The sequence below is a fragment of the Leptolyngbya sp. AN10 genome (assembly GCF_050565645.1).
Taxonomy (GTDB): Bacteria; Cyanobacteriota; Cyanobacteriia; order Leptolyngbyales; family Leptolyngbyaceae; genus Leptolyngbya.
The window spans coordinates 165,773-187,955 of the sequence record NZ_JBNXVP010000003.1 but is presented as its reverse complement, the minus strand read 5'-3'; the positions used below and the strand labels follow the sequence as shown (position 1 = coordinate 187,955).

General features: G+C 46.3%; 22 protein-coding genes. 12 read left to right on the top strand and 10 right to left on the bottom strand.

Annotation, left to right across the window (positions count from 1 at the left end):
* Positions 1-4 precede the first annotated feature (4 nt).
* Positions 5-2,725 (top strand): PAS domain S-box protein, encoded by a 2,721-nt coding sequence (locus ACQ4M5_RS05630; RefSeq protein WP_430674633.1) that lies wholly within the window; start codon positions 5-7, stop codon positions 2,723-2,725.
* Between the two features lie 208 nt (positions 2,726-2,933).
* Positions 2,934-3,299, top strand: coding sequence for a response regulator (locus ACQ4M5_RS05625; protein ID WP_430674632.1), 366 nt, complete (start codon positions 2,934-2,936; stop codon positions 3,297-3,299).
* 216 nt (positions 3,300-3,515) lie between these two features.
* On the opposite strand, the gene ACQ4M5_RS05620 is transcribed toward ACQ4M5_RS05625, so the two are convergent.
* Both ACQ4M5_RS05620 and ACQ4M5_RS05615 read right to left on the bottom strand, forming a co-directional pair.
* Positions 3,516-4,046, bottom strand: a complete 531-nt coding sequence (locus ACQ4M5_RS05620; RefSeq protein WP_430674631.1) for a hypothetical protein — start codon at positions 4,044-4,046, stop codon at positions 3,516-3,518.
* Complete coding sequence (locus ACQ4M5_RS05615) at positions 4,043-4,987, bottom strand: alpha/beta fold hydrolase (RefSeq protein WP_430674630.1); 945 nt, start codon at positions 4,985-4,987, stop codon at positions 4,043-4,045. Before ACQ4M5_RS05615 ends, ACQ4M5_RS05620 begins: the two co-directional genes overlap by 4 nt.
* 164 nt (positions 4,988-5,151) lie before the next feature.
* Between ACQ4M5_RS05615 and infC the strand changes: the two genes are divergently transcribed.
* The 3 genes from infC to ACQ4M5_RS05600 all read left to right on the top strand — a co-directional run bounded on the left by infC (position 5,152) and on the right by ACQ4M5_RS05600 (position 9,548).
* Positions 5,152-5,679, top strand: coding sequence for a translation initiation factor IF-3 (gene infC, locus ACQ4M5_RS05610; protein WP_430674629.1), 528 nt, complete (start codon positions 5,152-5,154; stop codon positions 5,677-5,679).
* A gap of 338 nt (positions 5,680-6,017) precedes the next feature.
* A complete protein-coding gene (locus ACQ4M5_RS05605) occupies positions 6,018-9,047 on the top strand; it encodes a HEAT repeat domain-containing protein (protein ID WP_430674628.1) in 3,030 nt (1,009 codons plus the stop codon).
* A gap of 24 nt (positions 9,048-9,071) precedes the next feature.
* Positions 9,072-9,548 carry a Crp/Fnr family transcriptional regulator gene (locus tag ACQ4M5_RS05600; RefSeq protein ID WP_430674627.1) on the top strand — a complete coding sequence of 159 codons (477 nt, stop codon included), beginning with the start codon at positions 9,072-9,074 and terminating at the stop codon, positions 9,546-9,548.
* Here ACQ4M5_RS05600 and ACQ4M5_RS05595 read toward each other — a convergent pair.
* Entirely contained in the window at positions 9,532-10,341 is an 810-nt protein-coding gene (locus ACQ4M5_RS05595; protein ID WP_430674626.1) for a mechanosensitive ion channel family protein, read from the bottom strand. The genes ACQ4M5_RS05600 and ACQ4M5_RS05595 overlap by 17 nt on opposite strands.
* Positions 10,342-10,537: 196 nt before the next feature.
* On the opposite strand from ACQ4M5_RS05595, the gene ACQ4M5_RS05590 reads away from it, so the two are divergent.
* From ACQ4M5_RS05590 to ACQ4M5_RS05565, 6 genes are all read left to right on the top strand, one after another.
* Positions 10,538-12,004 carry a DUF2079 domain-containing protein gene (locus ACQ4M5_RS05590; protein ID WP_430674625.1) on the top strand — a complete coding sequence of 489 codons (1,467 nt, stop codon included), beginning with the start codon at positions 10,538-10,540 and terminating at the stop codon, positions 12,002-12,004.
* A gap of 90 nt (positions 12,005-12,094) precedes the next feature.
* A complete protein-coding gene (locus tag ACQ4M5_RS05585; RefSeq protein WP_430674624.1) occupies positions 12,095-12,538 on the top strand; it encodes a hypothetical protein in 444 nt (147 codons plus the stop codon).
* Between the two features lie 116 nt (positions 12,539-12,654).
* Positions 12,655-13,464, top strand: a complete 810-nt coding sequence (locus tag ACQ4M5_RS05580) for an endonuclease/exonuclease/phosphatase family protein (protein WP_430674623.1) — start codon at positions 12,655-12,657, stop codon at positions 13,462-13,464.
* Positions 13,425-13,754: a sensor histidine kinase gene (locus tag ACQ4M5_RS05575; protein WP_430674622.1), complete on the top strand. Its 330-nt coding sequence runs from the start codon at positions 13,425-13,427 to the stop codon at positions 13,752-13,754. Before ACQ4M5_RS05580 ends, ACQ4M5_RS05575 begins: the two co-directional genes overlap by 40 nt.
* Before the next feature lie 128 nt (positions 13,755-13,882).
* Positions 13,883-14,149, top strand: a complete 267-nt coding sequence (locus tag ACQ4M5_RS05570; RefSeq protein WP_430674621.1) for a hypothetical protein — start codon at positions 13,883-13,885, stop codon at positions 14,147-14,149.
* Positions 14,146-14,556, top strand: coding sequence for a type II toxin-antitoxin system VapC family toxin (locus tag ACQ4M5_RS05565; RefSeq protein WP_430674620.1), 411 nt, complete (start codon positions 14,146-14,148; stop codon positions 14,554-14,556). Before ACQ4M5_RS05570 ends, ACQ4M5_RS05565 begins: the two co-directional genes overlap by 4 nt.
* Here the strand turns inward: ACQ4M5_RS05565 and trpA are convergent.
* The 5 genes from trpA to ACQ4M5_RS05540 all read right to left on the bottom strand — a co-directional run bounded on the left by trpA (position 14,553) and on the right by ACQ4M5_RS05540 (position 19,467).
* On the bottom strand, positions 14,553-15,353 hold the full coding sequence (gene trpA, locus ACQ4M5_RS05560; RefSeq protein ID WP_430674619.1) for a tryptophan synthase subunit alpha: 801 nt from the start codon (positions 15,351-15,353) through the stop codon (positions 14,553-14,555). The genes ACQ4M5_RS05565 and trpA overlap by 4 nt on opposite strands.
* Positions 15,354-15,410: 57 nt before the next feature.
* A complete protein-coding gene (locus ACQ4M5_RS05555; RefSeq protein WP_430674618.1) occupies positions 15,411-15,719 on the bottom strand; it encodes a DUF3007 family protein in 309 nt (102 codons plus the stop codon).
* A gap of 4 nt (positions 15,720-15,723) precedes the next feature.
* A complete protein-coding gene (ndhL, locus tag ACQ4M5_RS05550; RefSeq protein ID WP_430674617.1) occupies positions 15,724-15,936 on the bottom strand; it encodes an NAD(P)H-quinone oxidoreductase subunit L in 213 nt (70 codons plus the stop codon).
* Between the two features lie 534 nt (positions 15,937-16,470).
* Positions 16,471-17,727 (bottom strand): serpin family protein, encoded by a 1,257-nt coding sequence (locus ACQ4M5_RS05545; RefSeq protein ID WP_430674616.1) that lies wholly within the window; start codon positions 17,725-17,727, stop codon positions 16,471-16,473.
* Positions 17,728-17,865: 138 nt separating this feature from the next.
* On the bottom strand, positions 17,866-19,467 hold the full coding sequence (locus ACQ4M5_RS05540) for a S8 family serine peptidase (protein WP_430674615.1): 1,602 nt from the start codon (positions 19,465-19,467) through the stop codon (positions 17,866-17,868).
* Between the two features lie 125 nt (positions 19,468-19,592).
* Between ACQ4M5_RS05540 and rpe the strand changes: the two genes are divergently transcribed.
* A complete protein-coding gene (gene rpe / locus ACQ4M5_RS05535; protein WP_430674614.1) occupies positions 19,593-20,288 on the top strand; it encodes a ribulose-phosphate 3-epimerase in 696 nt (231 codons plus the stop codon).
* Positions 20,289-20,334: 46 nt separating this feature from the next.
* On the opposite strand, the gene ACQ4M5_RS05530 is transcribed toward rpe, so the two are convergent.
* Positions 20,335-21,060 carry a response regulator transcription factor gene (locus ACQ4M5_RS05530; protein WP_430674613.1) on the bottom strand — a complete coding sequence of 242 codons (726 nt, stop codon included), beginning with the start codon at positions 21,058-21,060 and terminating at the stop codon, positions 20,335-20,337.
* Entirely contained in the window at positions 21,038-22,180 is a 1,143-nt protein-coding gene (locus ACQ4M5_RS05525) for a hybrid sensor histidine kinase/response regulator (RefSeq protein WP_430674612.1), read from the bottom strand. The genes ACQ4M5_RS05530 and ACQ4M5_RS05525 overlap by 23 nt, the downstream gene beginning before the upstream one ends.
* Positions 22,181-22,183 lie beyond the last annotated feature (3 nt).

The window sequence follows — 22,183 nt, the reverse complement described above, 5'->3', positions numbered from 1 at the left end:
GCTTATGTTAACTCCATCCTTTGCGCGATCGCTTCCTTCTTGGACTGGCGGAGCCGCGATCGCTGGATTGATTCTATTGACTGAAGGATTACGCTATTTTGAAAATTTCACCGCAATTCCTTTTCTGCTCATTATTGTAGTTATCTCTCTTTGTTCTAGCCTGAAAGGGATTCAATCTGGGCTAATCAGTGCTTCTATTGGAATCACGTATTTAATCTATGTATTCGTTTTTCCTTTTGATGTTGATGTTGTTCCCAATAGCTTTTTACAAGTTGTTTTAGAAATTTTGGCGATCGTATTGCTTGTTATATTGCAAGGAAACAAAAAGCTGAACGGCGATCGCATCACTCAAACACTGCGTCAAACCTGCGATCAACTGTATTCCAGAGTCGATCGGCGAACCCGCCAACTCGATGAAGCAAACATTTCACTCCGAGAACAAATTCGCGATCGTGAAATCAGTGAAGCTCGTCTTCTATTAGCTCTAGAAGCTTCGCAAATGGGGATTTGGGACTGGGACATGATCACAGGACAAATTACTTGGTCAAGTGGACACGAACAGCTTTTTGGGCTGGCTCCGAATACCTTTGATGGACGATACGAAACATTCGACGATCGCTTACATCCCGACGATCGAACTACTCTAAATCAAGCAGTCGAGAAAGCAATTCGCGATCGCACCACTTACCACTGCGAATATCGTGTCATCTGGAAAAACGGCAGCGTTCACTGGATCGCAGGCAGAGGAAAGGCGTTCTACGACGAATTTGGGAAACCCATTCGCATGACTGGAACCGTCATTGATATTGATGAGCGCAAACAGATGGAAATCGTGCTGCAAAGGAGTCGGCAGCGGTATCAAACTTTAACTGAAGCTTCACCCGTCGGAATTTTTCACACTGATGCGATCGGGAATTGTCTCTATGTCAACGATCGTTGGAGTGAAATCGCCGGAGTCTCGATCTCAGAGGCGATGCGCGAAGGTTGGGTGAGTGCTTTGTATGCAGGCGATCGACAAAGAATTTTTGAAGAATGGTATCGATCGGCGCAAGAGCATCGCCCGTTTCAACAAAACTATCGATTTCAGCGTCCAGATGGCACAATCACCTGGGTGTATGGGCAAGCCGTAGCCGAAAGGAATTCAATCGGAGAAATCGTTGGTTACGTGGGAACGATCACCGATATTACTGAGCTAAAAGCCACAGAAACTCAGCTTCGATTCGCACTCCAACGAGAACAATTTGCCTATCTCGAAGCGCAAACTGCCCGTCAGCAAGTCACCAGCATTCTAGAGAGCGTCACCGATGGATTTGTTGCACTCGACGCGAATTGGCACTATACCTACGTCAATCGCAAAGCAGGAGAAATGCTCGATCGTCGTCCTGAAGATCTGATCGGAAAACATATCTGGGAGGAGTTCCCGGAGGGGATAGGGCAAAAGTTCTACCATGTTTACCATCGTGCAATGTTAGAACAGATGGTCATCCAACTCGAAGACTATTATCCGCCGTGGGATCGGTGGTTTGAAAACCGAATTTATCCGTCTTCAGATGGCTTAGTAGTCTTTTTCCAGGACACCACCGATCGCAAACAAATCGAGCTTGCCCTTCGACAGTCACATGCGCTGTTAGAAGCTCGTGTAGAAGAACGCACCAAAGCGCTGCGAGAAAGTCAGGCATTGTTAGAAGCTGTGATTCAGAACAGTCCAGCCGTGATTTATCTCGTCGATACGAAAGGTAAGATCTTGCTGGTAAATCAGCAGCACGATCGCGTTTTTAATCGCTCTCAAAAGGACTTTATTGGTAAAACGATCGATGAAGTTTTTCCGCCCGATCTTGCGGCTACTTTCAATCGCTGCAATCAGGCTGTACTCGAAGCAGGACATCCGATCGAGTCTGAGGAAGAAGTTCTCTATGCAGATGGTCTGGTTCATACTGCGCTTTCAGTTCGATTCCCGATCTTCGATGATCAAGGTGTGCCGCAAATGGTTTGTGGAATCTGCACCGACATTACAGAACGGGCGGAAATTGCCCGATTGAAAGATGAGTTTGTCTCGATCGTCAGTCATGAACTCAGAACCCCATTAACTTCAATTTACGGAGCCTTGAATTTACTCTCAGAAGGTTTGATCGAGCCTGGCTCTGAATGGGAACAAAGAACCATCAAAATCGCCGCAGAAGGAGCCGATCGCTTAGTTCGATTAGTGAATGATATTCTCGACCTCGAACGCCTAAAATCAGGCAAAATCAGCCTCTCGATTCAGTTCTGTGATCTAGCAGAAATCATGACCGATTCGATCGATCAAATGCAGATGCTTGCAGATCAAGCTGAGGTTTTTCTTTTCGTGTCGCCCTTGCCTGTTCAAATCGATGCAGATCGCGATCGCTTAATTCAAGTCCTCACCAATCTACTAAGCAATGCGATCAAATTCTCACCCACAGGTGAACAGGTGGATTTAATTGCTCAAGTAGAAGATCAATCGGTGTTAGTTCAGGTGCGCGATCGAGGTCGAGGAATTGCAGCAGATCAACTGGAAAAAATCTTCGATCGATTCCATCAACTCGATGTGTCTGATGCTCGGCAAAAAGGCGGAACGGGGTTAGGACTGGCAATTTGTCGAAGCATTGTTGAGCAGCATGGAGGACAAATCTGGGCAGAAAGTACGATCGGGATTGGGACCTGCTTTGTTTTCCGGATACCACTTCATTTCTTACAGGGTGTTTGAGAAGTCATCGTTGATCGCATTCACCCGCCCGGAAATGAATCTCCGGGCTGATCGGGGGAAGCCCACTAAACTGGGCTAAGAACTCCGTATTACTCTCTTAGCCCGCTTCAGCGGGGTTTCTTCCATTAGCCCGGAGATTCATTTCCGGGCGGACTCGCAACGCAGCAAAGCCGCTTTTTATCCTTCCCAAACACCCTCTTACAAAACAATGAAACAAATTCTAGTGATTGATGACGATGCGGGTATCCGCGATATTATCCGGTTTAGTCTGATTGCGGTGACAGATTGGAACGTGCTCACCGCAGCATCCGGACAAGAAGGACTAACGATCGCTTACCTGCATCAGCCCGATGCAATTTTGCTTGATATGATGATGCCAACGATGGATGGTGCAATGACGTTTGAACAATTGCAGGTGAATCAACAGACCTGTGATATCCCAACGATTCTATTAACTGCAAAGGCGAGTCCATCTGAACAGCTTTTGAAACAGGGCATTAGAGGCTGGATCGTAAAGCCATTCAAAGCTAAATCGCTGGCGGCTCAAATTCGTGCCATTCTACATTGGGAATGAATCCTCTCAAATTTTGGTGAGTAGGTTCAAAATTTTGTGTTGCTAAAGGTCTGTCGCTGCGATAGAGTCCGCCCGGAAATGAATCTCCGGGCTAATAGGAGAAAGGAGGCTGAAGCCCCCTCAGAACGCGGTTTTAGTCCACTTCAGTGGGGTTCCCTTCATTAGCCCGGAGATTCATTTCCGGGCGAGCTATCGGATGAACAAACACGCCAAGATTCACAGTCCAAGCCCGATCGCTGTTGAAACCGTCCAAGCATCAATCAACAGCAACAACACCGTGAACCCTAGCAAAATCAAATACATCCAAGGCTGTGCTAACGGTTTTACATCCGTTGTATCAATCCCCGTTTCTTTCTGAACTCGATCGACGAATCGCGCAAATCCTACCATCCGCATCGGTAAGAGATAACCTTCTCCCGATTTGCTGAGGAAATAGTAAACTAATCCGCCTTGTCCCGTCGATCGAGGCTTCAACGCTTTCACTTCAGACCAAGCAAGCTGCCAACCTTTACGAAATGGAACCCAAGCTGGATAAGCCACTTGAATTCCCTCATCATTTACAATCACACGCTCACTCAATGCCCCGAACAGAATCACAAAGCCGATCGCAATTCCAACCCAAAGCCAACGGCTTGGAACCGGAGCATCCGTCGCCTCTGCCAAAAACGGAAGCGGAGTCGTTAACGCAATATATAAACTTAGCAACGTAATCCGAATCAAAGGCGAAATCCGAAACGTATCGGTCATCTCACACACTCCTCAATCCAACTTAGAATTTTACGATTCACGATTTCGGGCTGTTCATCGTGCGGACAATGCCCTGCATTCTCAACTTCTACTAACTCCAATTTCGGATTGAGCTTGACACAAGATTCAGCCAAACTCGGCGGCACAAACTTATCCTGCTTGCCCCAGAACAACAGCATTGGAATCTTGATCGTAGGCAAAATCGATCGCGCTCTGTACTCTGTAATTTTCGGAGTCGTCACCATCGATCGCAGTGCCTTCACCGCTCCTCGATCGCGGGCTGGAATCGACAAGATTTCGACTAATTCATCGCTAATACTGTCCGAATTTGTATAAGCCTGCCGCGCCCACAATCGAATCAGACTCGAACTTCTCAGCACTCGAAAGAACGGGTTAAAAATCAGTGGAAACGTGAAAACACTTTTTCCCACCGCCGCGATCGGTCGAAACACTTTCACCGCTGTCCCCGCCCATTCTGGTGTATCTAACACCGAAGAATCCGGCAAATTCAGCATTACAACCCCTTTAACCATTTCGGGATACGCCTTCGCCGCCGCCAAACAAACCATTGAGCCGATCGAATTTCCGATCAAAACCACAGGCTCTCGCACAAAAGTCAGCCAAAAATCGTGAACCTGCTCGATCCACAGCACCACGTTATACGGTGCGATCGCTTTTTCCGATGCCCCAAATCCCAACAGATCCAGCGCATAAACCGTATGATGCTGACTCAGAACCGAGACATTATGCCGCCAATGACCGATCGAAGCTCCGAACCCGTGAATCAACATCAGCGGGGGATCACTCTCGGATTTCTGCGATCGCAAATACGTATATCGCGTCTGCCAACCGCGCCACATCCAATCGCGCTGACTGCCAATTCGTTGCCGCCAAGGTAAAGCGTCTACCACAATTTCACCGATATCACTCTGTTTATTCATTTTAATCGGTTCTCCGAATCCCCAAATCCCGATCCCTGCTTTAGAATTTACGTAACAAAGTAGAGAGAAATTTCGCCAAACTGAGTAGAATGGCGATACAGACAACCCGACAATGATTTTAGTCTCTTCATTGTCGCCCTTATTCACTTACAACACAGGTGCTTGTGATAGAAAAAAGACCCAATCGAGATATGCCCGTGATCAACGAACGGATTCGGTTTCCGAAAGTTCGTGTCATCGATGCTGACGGCTCTCAGCTTGGAATCATGACCTCGCGAGAAGCGCAAACGATGGCAGACGAAAAGGAACTTGATCTCGTTCTCGTCAGCGACAAGGCTGATCCCCCTGTCGTCAAAATCATCGACTACGGTAAGCACAAATTCGAGCAGGAAAAGAAAGCCAAAGAAGCGAAGAAAAAGCAGCATACCGTGGACGTGAAGGAAGTCAAGATGCGCTACAAGATTGAAGAACACGATTACAATGTGCGAATCAATCAAGCCGAACGCTTCCTCAAAGCTGGAGATAAAGTCAAAGCGACGATCATGTTCCGAGGACGAGAGATCCAGCACAGTGATCTTGCGGAAACCTTGCTGAAACGGATGGCGGGCGACCTCCAAGAAATTGCCGAAGTGCAACAAGCCCCGAAAAAAGAAGGGCGTAATATGATGATGCTCTTGGCTCCGAAGAAATAAGCCAAATCTGCATTTACTAAATCTAAGGACAGTGGGATCAAGTCTCGCTGTCCTTTTTGCTTGTGTTGGACGTGGAATCTCTTGGGCATCTTAGGGAGGATTCCTCTAGAGACTGCTTGTACGATTTCTGATTTATAGCAGTAGAAGTTTAGATTAGGACCTCCTCGGAGTCGCCCCCAAACCCCCAATTCTGGGGGCTTAAGACTCTTGCTCCCCCAAACTTGGGGGCTGGGGGGCTGGCTCGAAGTGTCCTAACTGAAATAAGTACGGCTATATTCGATCGATCACAGCAAGTTTTGGAATCGTGTGCATCGATTCAACCTAGAACAGCCCTCCTCATGGTTTCGACAAATCAAGCTCCCGACAAATCCGGAGAAAACCCCTTTCTCCGCTGGATCAATCTCCGCTCTGGTGAAGGCAATCGCACGTTTTGGATGTTTGCCTTCTACACTTTCACTTCAACCGGGTTGATCTGGCTCGAAGCCTGTTCAGTTGAGATGTTTCTCTCCCAGTTCGGCGCAGCAAATCTGCCGTTGATCTACATTGTCAGTGCGGCGATCAAGATTGGGCTGAGTTGGTTGTATTCGGAACTTCAGAGAGTGTTGCCGCTGAGAGCAGTGATTGTTGCGATCGCAGTTCTGCTCGCGTCTCCGCTTCCTTTCTTCTCTCTCGGTTTATCGGGTGCATTCGGAGAGAGTTTTGGTCAATTTTATGTGCTGCAAATTGTTGTCTTTGCGATGCAGCTTTGGCTCGAAGCCAGTCACGTTCTCAATGATTTGAATGCGTCGATCACAGCAAATCAGCTTTTCAATATTCGAGAAATCAAACGTACCTATCCTCTGATCAGCAGCGGAATTCTGGTGGCTGATGTTGCAGGAGGATTTTCGCTTCCCTTTGTGCTCGGACTGTTCCCGCGTGAGGTGGCGGTCTCTCAAGTTCTACTGATCGCTTTTGGATTTATGCTGTCTGGAGCAGTCATTTTAGGCGGACTGAGCCATCTGTATCAGCAGTTCTTTCCAGAGGTGCGACGGCGACGAGAAGGAGTTACCGCTGAAAATTCTGGAACTCGACTTCAGGGACAAATGCAGCGATATATGTCTCTGTTGCAGATTTTCTTTGCGTTGGCGCAAGTGTTTCTCCTTCTGATTGAGTTTCAGTTTCTCACGCAGCTTGGACAACACTCTGAAATCTCATCGCGGTTAGGACAAGGCGATATCGCGGGATTTCTCGGTGTGTTTAACGGGGCGATGGGAGTCTGTGAATTGATCATGCAGTGGTCATTCTCTAGTCGCGTTCTCGATCGCGTTGGAGTATTTCGATCGCTCATGTTGATGCCGATGATCATCATCGCATTCATTGGCATTTCGATTACGGGCATTTCTCCAGTTTTCGTCAGTATTCTCGTGATGCGATTTCTTTATGAATTGCTGCATTACACTTTGCTTACAGGGAGTGTTCCATTCTTGTTCTACTCGGTTCCAGATCACTTACGAAATCGAGAACAGGCAAAGGTTCGAGGAATTGCAGAACCCATTTCGACTGCCCTGACTGGAGTTATGCTTTTGGGACTGGTGAAACTGAGCTTGAATGGAATGGGAGTCGTAGAGCAAAATCTCAGTTTCGGGATCATGATCTTGTTTGCGATCGGGTGGTTAGTCACGATCGTATTTCTCAAAAAAGAGTATCTCAATCTATTAGTGCTGAATGCGGGGCGCGGGCAACTGAGTACTTCGGATGTCGATATGAAAGCTTTGAGGCAAAGAACGATCGAGACTTTAGAAAAGCCCGGAGCCGATGAAGATAAACGTGCCTGCATCGAATTTCTGAGTGAGATTGATGGCAAAAATGCAGGTGAAGTTCTCGTCCCGCTGCTTGCTAAGTTAACACCCGAATTGCAGTACAAAAGCATTGAAGTAATGCTAAATCATCCGAATCCTGCTTTTCTCAATCCGGTTAAAGCTCTATGTTCTCAACGTCCTACTCCGGAAGTGATGGCAGTCGCGTTGAGATACATTTGGCTAACTGAAGAAACGGCTTCGATTAGTGAACTACGGCACTATCTCAAATCAAATCATCCTTCGATCGTGAGAGCAACCGCAGCGTCGTTAATTCTGCGGCAAGGAACAATTTCAGAGAAAGCAGAAGCAACGTATGTGTTGCAAGCGATGTTAAAACATAAGCAAACCCAGGAACGAGTGATCGGGTGTCGGGCGCTCGGTGGAGCAGTTCATCTGCAAGGACTTCGATTATGGTTGAAACCTTATGTAGCAGAGCTATTGAAAGATCCGTCGATCGAGGTAAAGTGTGCCACGTTAGAAGCGATCGCAGCGACTCGATCAGAAGAGTTCTACCGCTATCTTCTCAGTGGTTTATATGTTCGTCCCACTCGTGAAGCTGCGAAATCTGCGTTAGTTCGATTAGGCAATGAAGTCTTACCGAAGCTGATTTGGATTGCGGATGATATCGAGCGTCCGCCGCTAGTTCGGAGTGAAGCATTTAGCGCGATCGGACAAATTGGAACACCAGAAGCGATCGATCTTCTCATTTCTCGCTTGCTAACTTCTTGGGGAACCAATCGACGGTTACTGCTCCGAATCTTGCTCAAAATCCCCAATGAACAGGGAATCGAAGCGGTTTCAGAACAGTTAGGACGACAAGGAATCGAACAACTGATTGATCAAGAGTTAATGTTCATGGGTCAAATCTATGCTGCTTCGACGGATTTGATCTTTGAGCGAATTCGCTGTGATGAAACAACTTCGCTTCAGTCAGCATTAGCAATCTTGCCTGCTGATAGTATCGAGCGATTGTTCTTGCTGATGAAATTTCTTTATCCGATCGGGTCGATTCGAGTCGCAGAATTTAACTTCCAATCCGAATCGAGAGCCGCGATCGCACAAGGATTAGAAATTCTTGATAGTACCTTGGACATTGCAAACAAACGCGCACTGCTCGGAGTCCTCGATCGAGAATTGCCAATGGATAAGCTCCAAAGTCTATCCAGCCTTGCACCTTACACTCCGATGCAGCCGAACGATCGATTAAATCATCTTCTAGAACTGCGACATTTCATCTCAGATTGGGCATTAGCCTGTTGTTTCCACTTAGCAAAACGCGCTCGTTGGAAGCTAGATGAAGCCGCAACTGGAGCCAGCTTGAAACACCCAAGAGGCTATGTTCGAGAAGCTGTTATCAGCTACATTGCTCAAGAACATCCAGATAGGATAAAGCGCGTATTGCTGAAGTATCAGAATGACCGTGATCCGATTGTTTCTAAGCAAGTGAAACAGATGATGCAACAGTTAGGGATGACTTCACCAGAGCCATCTTCTAATGTCGTCTTTTTCCAACGTCCTAGTTTGAACTAACTCTGTCAGTCTGTGAGGGAAGCTATGTTAAACAGTTTTGAACGATTATTGTTGATCCGCAGAGTCGATATCTTTAAGGAACTGCGCGACGATTTCTTAGTACGATTGGCATCGATTATGGAAGAACGATCGTATGCGGTACGAGAGCCAATTTTAGTTGAAGGTCAACAAGGTCGATCGCTATATGTAATCTCGAAAGGTGCGGTTCGCGTTCACAATGGCAGTCGAGATTTGGCATTCTGCAAACGAGGCGACTTCTTTGGCGAAATGTCCCTGTTTGATTCAGAACCGCGATCGGCATCTGTAACCGCGATCGAGCCTTGTGAATGTCTTGTGTTAACTCAGCAGCAACTCTACGAGGCAGTGGATGAAACGCCCGGAATCGCTCTGAATCTGATCAAGATCCTTTCCGGTCGGGTGCGCGATATGAACAAGGAAATTAAAGCGAAAGAACAAGAAATCCGTCTACTCAAAGGTGAACCGATCACACAGATTCGTTAGATTTCAGTGCTTCTTTCACGAGTTGCAAAATCTCCGATCGTACTTGTTCATGATGCGTTGCTGCACACCACGGACGCAGATAGAGAATCGTCGTTTCTGCGGTGATCGATTCTACATGGCAAATCGGTCTGGGTTCTCGGAGTACTAAGGGATGCGGCTGAACGAGAGATAGTAAATGTGTGATTGTAGATTCAATGTCTCGATCGCCAATATCAATCTGCAAATCGACTCTTCGAGTGCCCATGATTGTATTGTTCTTTAGCGTTCCACTAAATAAATTGCTGTTTGGAACCGTGATCCGAACATTATCGGAAGAAACGATCGTGGTCGAAAACAATCCAATACTGTCCACGGTTCCAGACACGCCTGCTCCTTCGATCACGTCCCCCACTTCAAACGGTCGAAAGCTCACGAGCATCACGCCAGCCGCAAAGTGAGACAAACTGTTTTGCAGTGCAAGACCGATCGCCAAACCCGCCGCACCAATCACCGTTACGATCGTAGTGGTCTGCAATCCAAGTGCATTCAGAGCCGCAACACTTCCTGCCATCCACACCAAAATCGAGCCAACCTGAATCAAAAACTTTTGCAGGGTTGGCTCTGCGTATTTGAGTAGACGAAACCCGATCGGGCGAATGATATTGGCTGCCCAGCGAGTGAACAAAAGAATCACGATCGCCCAAACTATCTTTGGTAAGGCTTGAAGAGCGAGATCGACTAGATTCCGTTGCAGCATTAGATGATTGATATTTTGACTCAACAGATTCGCAGATTGAGTGCTAATGATGAACATGAAATCTCCTCCTTGTTGTTCCCGAATTTAGAGATACACCTAAAATTGGGGCAGTTCCAAAGGCAATTAGTGTATCGCGTTTTACGGAGATTTTAAGATTGCATTTCAGAAGAAATCCCCCTTTGTGAAGATTTTCATTTTGTTCTCAAGTGGTAGAAGTAAGCTCGATTGCTGTTGAGTGAATGTATCTGGAGATATGCTGGACTTCATCCCGACTCGCGTTTCGACTCGTGTAAACAAAGCATTAGATTTCCATAGCCAGCCGATTAATGCTGCCCTGTATCTCGCGATCGCGGTTTCGATTCTTTTCTTTCTCACCAGCAGTTTCAAGCATCTGATATTTCTGTCCTCGGCTTGGGACATGGGAATTTTCGATCAAGCCGTCTATCTTATCAGCCAAGGATTAGAGCCGATCTCGTCATATATGGGCTTTCATGTGTTGGGGGATCATGCAGCATTGATTCTGTATCCGTTGGCATTGCTCTATAAGATTTATCCAAGTACAAATTGGTTACTCGCTGTGCAAGCGATCGCACTAGCCAGCGGGATCATTCCAGCCTGGAAGTTAGCTCAACACGCAGGATTGACGGTCTCACAGTCGAAATGGGTGATCTTGACCTATTTGTTGTATCCGGTTTTGTTCAGCAAAAATCAGTTTCATTTTCACCCAGAATCGATCGCGATTCCAGCGTTTCTTTGGGCAATTTGGGCGGCGCAAACTCGAAAAATTTGGCTCTTCAGTTTCGCGATCGCGCTGATTCTAAGCTGCAAAGCGGTTCTTTCACTCACTGTCTTTGCAATGGGCATTTGGCTCTGGAAATTTGAACATCGTCGCAACTATGGATTGATTGCGATCGTCGCAGGTCTGCTCTGGTTTGTGGTTTCAACTCAAATCATCATTCCGCACTTCGGAGGAAATTCGGCAGAAATCGGTCGCCATCTCTATCGCTATGGGGACTTAGGAAATTCATTCTCGGAAGTCGCGATTACTGCTGTTACAAAACCTTGGTTAGTAATTGATCAACTCGTATCACGTGCCAATATCAAGTATTTGATTCAGTTAACTTTACCGATCGTCTGGGCTTTGTCTCCTCAATCGATCGTGCCGCTAATTGGTGCTATTCCTTGTATTTCTCTAAATTTGCTCAGTATTTCTGCTCCACAGAAAAGCTTAGTGTTTCAATATTCGCTGCCTGTGTTGCCGTTTGTTGTCATGACGGTGATTACAGCATTCAAACTGAATCAGGGATGGATACGGAAGAAACGGTTAATCTTGCTGTGTTTGCTCACAGGATTCATCTTTTTCTCAGCCGTAAGTCGATCGTATGAATACTTCCCAATGTTTGATAACTGGCGGGCAAAACGAGAAGCGGTCGCGCTAGTTCCACCTTCAGCGAGTGTCTTAACCGTGATGGATGTTGCTCCGCACCTGAGTCATCGACCCAATATTAATACGATTACGATCGCGTTTGATGCAGCGAAAGCTCTCGACTTAACAACGATTCCGAATTACGAAGCTGTCTTGCTCGATGTGCGTCGAACCAACTCAGAATATACGGCTCCTCTAGAGTTCTTAAATCAAGTTCTGCAACAGGTTCGGGCAGACGATCGCTTTAATCTCAGATATCAGCGCGACGATATCTATTTGTTCTTAAGAAAGTAATCAACCCAATTGAACCTTTGCGATCGCACTCCGGTCTAATCTCCCGAAGCTTGTTTGTTTGGCTTCAACTGTCCCATTTTGATTGATGTAATGAGAAAATTTTCACTGATTCTTCCCGGAGCAATTGCCCTTCTGATGGTTGCAGCGCCGTTTGCTGTTCAAGCTCGTCCTTCAGGATTGTTAGCGCAGCAAACTCAACAGCAACCAAAGCGTGAACGAGCCAATCGCCTGAATCTCACTGATGCTCAGAAACAACAAATGCGAACCATTCGCGAACAAACTCGGAATGCGATCGTCAACGAAGTTCTAACCGCTGAACAACGCACTCAATATAATGCAGCGATTCAGAGTGGAGACAAGAAGGGCGCAATGCGATCGCTGAATTTGACTGAGGCGCAAAGAACCCAGATTCGCCAAAGAATGCAGGCATCGCGGGAACGGATCGAGCGCGAAGTTTTGACCCAACAACAGCGGGATCAGCTTCAACAGCAACGCAGTCAGCGAGGACAACGCGGAAATCGTCAAGGTGCATAGACCAATGAGTTCATCATTCTAAGAGTTCATCGTGGCATCCAATCGGGTGCCTTTTTTTCTGTCGGAATCGGATGAATTGCAGTTGTAGCACGTCTTAAATCAAAGCGTGAAGCAACATGAGTGAGCGAATCATTAGAGCAGTTCTAGCGATCGTCTTGAGCACGATCGCAATTTTGTCGATCGGGAGCCTGTTTTGGCGAAGCTATCCTCTGGAATTATTCAGCCATTTTCGAGTGTATTATCTGTTGCTTGCAGGTGGAATTGCGATCGTTAGCCTAATCTGCAAAATCCGAAAATTCCGCACTCAAGTCTTGCTCTATCTGTCTCTAGGATTGTTCGCTTTTAATAGTGCTTGGATTGTTCCTTGGTACTTGCCTCATTCTCAGCAAAGTTCGGGCAATTCCATTCGAGTCTTAACGTTCAACATCAATGTTGCGAATAATCAATGGGATGCGATCGCCAATGCAATTCAGACAGTTAAGCCTGACATTGCTGCAATTCAAGAAAGTAGTGCTGAAGCAAAAACAGAACTATCCCAACGATTAAAGAGCCTTCCTTTTTCCTATCGGACTTCTGGCGGCGGTTTAACTCTCTTTAGCCGATTTCCACTGATTTCCCCTGAGCGCAAAGGCTTCAAGAATGGTTCTGCTCTAGTTACGTCTTTAAACATCAATCAAAAGATAGTTCAGTTAATTTCAGTGCATCCCTCTGTTCCTGTCAAACCCAGTACTTTCAAGCGACGCAATGCTCTTCTTGCTGAACTTAGAAGTTATTTGCAACAACAACAGCAACAACCCCGAATTCTTTTAGGTGATTTCAATCTCACGCCCTGGTCTCCTTACTATTCCGAACTTCTCAGCTTTCGACTGATCTACCACTTGTCGAGGTGGATGTTCAGCAAATTGCTCGTGTTTTTAACAATCTAATTGATAATGCGATCGTTCATAATCCACCAGGTTTATTGCTCACACTGAGAGCAATTCAGGGTGCAAGACTGTTAAAGGTGATAGTTCAAGACAATGGGATTGGAATTTCTGCAACTCAGCAAAAAACAATCTTTGAACCCTATACCCCTGGAAAGCAAACTCAATACTCACCAGGATTAGGACTCGGATTGTATATCTGTCGCCAAGTGATAGAAGCTCATGGCGGAACAATCAACATAGAAAGTTCTGATCAAGGAACAGCATTCTATTTCACATTGCCGCTAAGTTGAGTTAATCTGATGCGGTGCTGTTGGCTCACGCGAGCGTGACCGCACTTCTCAACGATCGGCAAAATTCCTCCGCTCAAACCCCCGAAATTTTCTGTACACTCGAACTAATCCAGTCACGGAGAGTTACTATGTCAGCTTACAAACTCAAAGGAAAAGTGGATGCCAATGGACAGTTGGTGATCACAGAAGCGATCGATCTTCCTCCTGGGGATGTTGAGATTTTTTTACTACCGACTCAGCAACCCGTAAATATCCAAAATCAAATTTCGGCAAATTCAAGCGAACCTCAGACCCAAGCTTTTCGAGAGTTGTGGAAGACTGCTCAACCGATCCCAGAGAATTTTGATGAAGATGAAGCACGATGGGAGGCCCTTAAGGAGAAATACGATCTTTGAAAGTTTTAGTAGACACGAATGTTTTGATCGATATTGCGCTTCAACGACAGCCATTTTTTCAGGATAGCGATCGTGCCTTCGCGCTCATTGAGCAAGGACGTGCAGAAGGGTTTATTTCTGCAACAACATACAGCGATTTGTACTACATCATTCGTAAAACTCAAGGTCATATTTGGACATTGGAATTTTTGAGGAAACTATCGAGAATTTGTCAGATTGCAACGGTTGATCAAGCCGTGATCGCAATAGCTCTATCACTTGGATTTCCCGATTTTGAGGATGCAATTCAGTATGCAACAGCGATCGAGAATCAGCTTGATGGCATTGTGACTCGCGATACCCAAGATTTCGCTCAAGCGACGATTCAGATTTTTACACCCACTGCACTCATTCAAGCGGTAACTTAATCCGCTGCGATCGCACTTCTCAACGTCTGACAGAATTCCTCGATCGCTTTCAATCCCTCAGCAGGCGTTCCTTCAGATAATCGCTTTACAAACGCGCTTCCGACGATCGCCGCATCTGCTCCCCAGTTCATCACTTGCCGCGCTTGTTCCGGTTGCGAAATTCCAAATCCAACGCCGATCGCTTTATCGGTCACTTGCCGCAATTCTGCAATTAAATCTTTGACACGCGATTCCATTTGCGATCGCATTCCCGTGACACCCGTTGTACTCACGAGATAGATGAATCCTTGAGACTGTTGAGCGATCGCTGCAATCCGCTCGGCTGGACTGGTTGGCGCAACTAATAGCGTTAAATCAATGCCAAACTCTTTTGCCGGACGTAACAGCGTTTCAGCTTCTTCTAGGGGTAGGTCTGGAACCACTAAACCTTTCGCTCCTGCTTCGGAGATTTCTTTCAAAAAGGTTTCAATACCGCGATTCAGAATCGGATTGTAATAAGTGAAGAGAATGATTGGCGATCGTAAATTCGGCGAAACTTGCTTCACCAGTTGCAAGACATCATCTAATCGAGTTCCGTTTGAAAGCGATCGAGTCGCCGCTGCTTGAATCACAGGACCATCTGCCAGGGGATCAGAATACGGAACGCCCAACTCGATCAAATCGGCTCCAGAGCGATCGAGAATCTGCAACGCCTGAGCGGTCGTCTCCAAATCCGGATCTCCGGCAGTCAAAAAAGGAATCAACGCGCACCGACCTTGATCCCGCAGTCGCTCAAAACATTCCGACACTGAAGCCATTTCGATTCTTGAAAAAACGCAACTTCAGTAGATTACTGCAAATCCGGGCACGAGATCCTAAGAACCTTGCTTTTCCTGTTCAATCTCTGCCTGAAGCTTCTCCAATTCTTCGGGAGTCAATTCTTCCAAGCGCTTCTGCAACACCGCTTCCTCATACTCTCGAAGCTGCTGATTGTAGGTCATATTCTTCGACACGACCCGAAACAGGTAACTCGCCAACCAGCCAATCAAGCCGCCGACTAGGAGCAACTGACTCCAAATTCCCGCGCTAATACTGTCGAGACCTGCGCCCTGAAGTACCAGAAACGCAAGCCCGCCAGCCAAAAACACACCAAACGTAATCCCGATCGCGTCAATTCGTCGCATTTTTTTAAGCTTCAATCTGCCGCGCTTTCGGTCTGAAATTCAAGAACGGTGCAAGTAGGAGCATTCCTGGAAAGTAAAGGAACACCATGAAATACATGAATCCGCGCTCGATCGAGCTTGCCACATACCAGCGCGACTTGAGGTAGAAAAAGATGATTAACGGCACAACCACAAGGTAAGCGCCGCCCAGAGCGAGGTATAGAAGTGCTACGTCCATGCGTTCCAACCGGATATCAACTCCTCTATCCTATCGCTTCCGCGCGATCGCGTTCTTGAAATTGTGCAGTGAAATTCGATCGACGATCTTTTTACAAATTTCTATACCTATCCTGCAATTCTAGTGATATTCTGGTTAAGCTTCTGATTTCATGGCTGAAATTCAGAACATTAAATCTTGGGGGCGTGGCGGAATGGTAGACGCTACGGACTTAGTGATTTGAGCACCTGAGCAGAAATGCTCTGTGTGAATGGAGTCAAATTCGGCGAACGCTTTCATCTGCCAACGCCGAGCTAAGCTTTGAATCTTCGATTCAAAGAAAGTGTAGAGACTAGACGGCTCCCACCTGACTGGCGTTTATTTCGCTAAAAGGTGAAGGCATAGTCCAGACTACAAACGTGCAGACGTGCGGTAGTGAAAACTACAGTAGTAAGAAAATCCGTTGACCGCAAGGTTGTAAGGGTTCAAGTCCCTTCGCCCCCATTAAGAAATAAAAGAAGTGCGATCGTTTTTGAATTGGCGATCGCACTTCTTTTATTCCGGATTGACGATCGATCCCATAAACAAAATTTCGCCTGTTTGATTGTCGCGAATTGCAGAGAAAAATGGTCGATCGACAATCATTCTGAACGGTTCTTGTGGAATTTGGACAGAAGTTGGCACAATCCCGATCGAAGTTACCGCAGCCGCTTCTGTGCCTTCTTCATTCACTTCAACGAAAGTCTTATGTTTGACGTGATCGATCTTCGTTCCTTTGCTGAGTCCGGAGAAATCTGCTGTGTCTTCAAAAGCGATTCTCATTCCGAGAGCAGAAAGCGCTTCTTTCAGTTCGACATCGTATTCCATCTTGAATCGAGGCAATTGAATCTGCCCTTCACGAGTGCTAAATTGCTTCATCCAAGTCTGCCAATTTTGAGCCGTTAAAGACTTTTGAAAAGCAGCAAGATTGGTCTTTGGTAAGAAGACATACATACTCAAACGTTCATCACCGTAAGGAAGACTAATCGCTTGAAATTGACTGGTTTCGAGATAGCGATATTTGCCTTTTTGCTTCATTAAAGGCACTTGTTTCTTCGAGCCATTGACTAATGCGAATGGGCGATTTTCTGTATTGCTTTTGTTGAATTCGTTTGTCCATTTCCCTTTGAAATAGATCGCATTCATCAGAAACATCACATCGTTGGAATTAATACGATCGACAATTTTTGAAATTTTGCCATTCGTACTTTCTTTCACCCATCCGTTGATTTCTTCAACCGCAGCAGGTTGATCGAAATCGAGAGATTTCACTTTGGCATCGTAGAATTTGGCATTACGATCGAGAAAACTCGGATTAAAAGAAACACCTTGTCTTGCCCAAAGTGAATTCGCGATCGAGAGTTGTACTTTTGGATCAGCTTTCTCTAATGCTGCCTTTAAATTGCGATGTGCTTGGTTAACTTCTTCAAGCGTCATGCCTTGAAATTCGAGCGCTCTTGCCATTGCAGTCTTGGTTTCACCGCTTGCGCCGTTATACGCCATTGAAAGCGCGATCGCAACACTTGAAGGCGACACAAAAACGTTTTCTTTTCCTTCTTTCTTGAGAATTTCAGAAAATAATTTGAACCCGAATCTCGTATTTGCTTCCACAATTTTTGGATTCACAGGTTGGACTGGTTGAGCGATTTGATTATTTTTGATCTCTGGTTTTGGGTTTTGTGAATTGGCAGAACCCGAACAAGAAATTGCGCCAACTGCAAGCACGATCGCAAATAAAGCAATTCCCGATCGTTTCCATTGGATTGTTTTCATACTCCTCTCTCCAAAAAAGTTGGGAATTGACCAAAACATTGACCAATTCCAACCAGTGTTTGACCTCAATCGTGTATCGATGAACACGCTATGTACTAACTACATTAGTCAACTTCAAGATTGCGTAGGAGCGCGTTACTATTTTTGAGACGGAGCCGACCACCAAGCTAGACCATAAGATTGTATTGGCGCATTCACTTGCTGACGGAAAACGACTCGAATCTTATAACGTCCGGTGGCGGGAACTGGGTAAAAGATGTGCTGAATACTATCGATGTCGCTAACAGATGACCAGATACTTTTGCGAATATCCGTGTCTTCTGCTCGCATGAGATAGAGATCGAGTTTGTTCAAGCCTCGATCGCGAAATGATTCCCCAACATCAAAATTGCCGTTCTTGTTGCGATCGTTCAATTCCACCAGTCGATCCCAAGTCAACGTCGCGGAAACGTAGCTGCCTTGCAATAAAGGTCGATCGATGATGTAATCTTGCACCGTTTGATTAGTCCCAATCTTGTCATAGTTCCATCCGATCGCGGGAACGGCTTTACCTGGCTTCCGTTGTCCCGCGCTAAATTGTTGATATGCCCGGAACGCATTCAATTGACCCGCACCCATTTGAATGTTTAAGGGAATTTTGCGATTTTTATAAGCATCAGAATCAATCCAGGTTTTGTTGTCTTTCTCGAAAATCGTGCGTGACATTCCGAGCAAGCGACCGTCTCCTTTGTCCTGAAGTTTGTCAGCCGAATTCATCAAAACTGCTTTCATTACTTCGTGTCTGCGGGCATCGGTTGTCCAGGGCAATTTACAGCCGCCTTTACAACTGGTGCGGAGTTGTCGATCGCCAAATTCCTGTAACAATGCCACGGTTGCGGTCACGTGTGGAGCGGCGAAACTTGACCCGATCGAGGTGGTTTGCTCTCCTTTGAGATTGGCAACATTGATTTTGCTGCCGGGAGCCGTGAGAGAGAGCGATCGACGATTGCCTAAACTGGTTTCGATTCCGTCATTGCGCTTGAAAATTCGCGGATTCGTATCGCCAATATTTGAGAAATCGATCTTTGAATAGTCCTCTCTGACTCGGCGCGTAAAGGAAATTACCATGCCGTTATAGTTATCGGTCGGGATTGGAATGCCACCTTTCCCTTGGTTGCCTGCGATGATGAACAGCGAATTGTACTTGGTCGCCAACCAATCAATACATTGAGTTAGTAGCGCATTTCCATCTAATCGAGCATTCGGACGTGGATCTTGCTGCAACGATTCACCAAAGCTGAAATTGATCGCTCGCACATCGCCGCCATTCTGTAATGCGATCTGCTGAGATGCTAAACATTCTTCAGATTGTCCACTGCGTTGAGGAGTTGCCGCCGCAGAAGAAAACAATCGCGCATCTGGAGCCACTCCCCGGACTGCTTTACTGTCTCCGATCATCACACTTGCAACTTGAGCCGCATGAGTGTCTAGATTCGTATTGGTTTTGGCGGGCTGATTGCGGAAAAAGACGCGAGTGAGCGTAACCACCTGATTCGTATTTGCAGCTTTATCGATGCCAAATTGCGGAGGTCGTCCGATTTCGACTTGCCCGATCGCGATCTTCCTCCCCGTTAGATTGTACGGAGCCTGCTGAAGTCGCAGCGCGTCGATTCCTTCTTTCCCGATCGATGATTCCGCGACAGGCATCGCTTGTGCTGTCACTGCCACGAATATGCCGCTCAATCCAACCCACCACTTCATCTGCCACACCTTTGAGTATAAATTCCTAAGATTTGTTCAAACCCTGACCGAAAACTGAGAGAAATCCTTCACAATTTGTTAAACTGATCACAAATTCTCATGCTTTCCAAGGGGAACTAACCGTCATGTCCAATAAACCGATCGTCATTGCACCTTCGATTCTTTCTGCTGATTTTAGTCGGTTAGGCGACGAAATTCGCGCTGTTGATGCTGCTGGAGCCGATTGGATTCACGTCGATGTCATGGATGGTCGGTTTGTCCCGAACATTACGATCGGTCCTTTGATCGTGGAGGCGATTCGCCCCGTGACCCAAAAGCCGCTCGATGTTCACTTGATGATTGTAGAGCCTGAAAAGTATGTCGGTGATTTTGCCAAAGCGGGAGCCGATCACATCTACGTTCACGCAGAACATAATGCTTCGCCCCACTTGCACCGGACTTTGGGACAAATTAAGGAATACGGCAAAAAAGCGGGTGTCGTGCTCAATCCGGGTAGCCCCTTGGAACTGATCGATTACGTTTTGGAACTGTGTGATCTGGTTCTAATTATGAGCGTCAACCCTGGATTCGGTGGACAGAGCTTTATTCCTGGAGTGTTGCCGAAGATTCGCAAGCTGCGCCAAATGTGCGATGAGCGTGGACTTGATCCGTGGATTGAAGTGGATGGTGGCTTGAAAGCGAATAACACCTGGCAAGTAATTGAAGCGGGTGCGAATGCGATCGTGGCAGGTTCAGCGGTGTTCAATGCCCCGGATTATGCAACTGCGATCGAAGGAATTCGGAATAGCAAGCGTCCGACCCCAGAATTAGCAACGGTTTAATCAAACTCAAGAAAGAGCGATCGCAAAACTGCGATCGCTCTTTTCTTTAAACCCTTTCCTCGCTCATCAATCGCACCAAATTGCAATCTCGCAGCAGTTCAGCGCTTTCTGGCATCAAATATTCCTGAAGCTTGAACACCTCTTGCAAAATCGCCAATTCGCGACTGTATTCCCGCTGCACTGTTGCGATCGTCGATTCATGTCCAATGCGCTCCAATTTCAGTAAATGCAGCGTCATATTGATTGTCGAAAGCGGATTGCGAAGCTCCTGGTAAAAGTGATTCAGCAACCCATCTCGCGTTCCAGACATCGGCAGCACTTCGCTTTGAGTTGAATCCGTACTGATTTCCGGTTTTTCCGCTCTGGTTGCCTCTACTTTTTTGGCTAACCGTTCTGCTAACGCCTCATATTTTGCCAATCGACCCGACACCGCTCCAAGCAAATCTGTTGCAGTACAAGGCTTCGTCAAATAATCGTCCGCACCGAGTTCCATGCCTTGTCGCTGGTCGGATTTAGTGCTGCGGGCGGAGAGAAAAATGAAAGGAATTCCAGCCGTATCAGGAGACTTGCGGAGTTGGGCGAGCACAGAAAAACCGTCGAGATCTGGCATCGTCACGTCGCAGAGAATCAGATCAGGATGATACTCGTGTGCCAGTTGCACTCCAGCATTACCGTTTTCTCCACCAATTCCATGAAAGCCTTCAGCTTCTAGTAAATCCAAGATCGACTCTCGAACCGTTTGCTCATCTTCAATTACGAGAATTGTTTTCATCCGTGGACTGCCTATTTAACGGTAGCGTGACAGTGAATAGAGTTCCCTGATTTTCCTCACTTTCCACAGTGATCGTACCCCCATGTAAATCGACGCATTGTTTGACGATCGATAAGCCCAATCCGGTTCCGGGTATCGTCTTGGCGTTTCTTGCCCGATGAAAAGATTGGAAAAGATCAATTTGATCGGCTTTAGGAATTCCGATGCCGTGATCTTGAATCCGAAAGATTGCAGTTCGATCGCTTAAATTCAGCTTGAATTCGATCGGATCGCCGCTAGGTGAATACTTCAGGGCATTCGAGAGTAAGTTCGTTAAAATGTGGCGCAATAAGCGTTCGTCGAGTAAGGAAAGTGAGGGGCGATCCTGATCTGAAGTTTGGCGGAACGAGAAATTGATCTGGCTTTTTCCTCGATCGCTTAAGTGAAATTCATCAACCAGTTCTTTGCAAAATCGAATCACATCAAGTGGCTGAGGACTGAATTGCAGCTTTCCGGCTTCAGTTTCTCCAACCGTTAAAACATCGGATAAAAGCTCATTCATGCGTTTGACTGAACCTTGAATGCGTTCAAGATAAGTCTCTTTCTTTTGATCTGAAATTTGATTGCCGTATCGTTGAAGTAGCTCAGTTGAAAACAAAATTGTATTCAAAGGATTGCGAAATTCGTGAGAAACAACCGAGACAAACCGTGATTTTAATTCGTTGATTTCTTTTTCTTTTCTCAGCGCAGTTTTAATCAGAGATTCTGCCTTATGACGAGATAGGGCAATTTCAATCATTGTGATTAATTCTCGATCCTCAAAAGGCTTTAGAATATAGCCGAATGGCTGAGTCTTTTTCGCTCTTAATAATGTATTTTCATCCGCATGAGCAGTCAGAAAAATTACGGGAAGTTGCCAAGTTTGACGAATTTGTTCAGCAGTTTCTACGCCATCCATTTCGCCTCGCAACCGAATATCCATTAATATTAAATCTGGTTGCAGTACGGCTGTATCGTTTAGTGCTTCCTCAGCACAAGTCGCGATCGACACAACTTGATATCCGGCATTTTGTAAGCTCGTTTGGATATCTAGCGCGATAATACTTTCGTCTTCGACGACGAGCACTCTGGCAGTAGACATAAC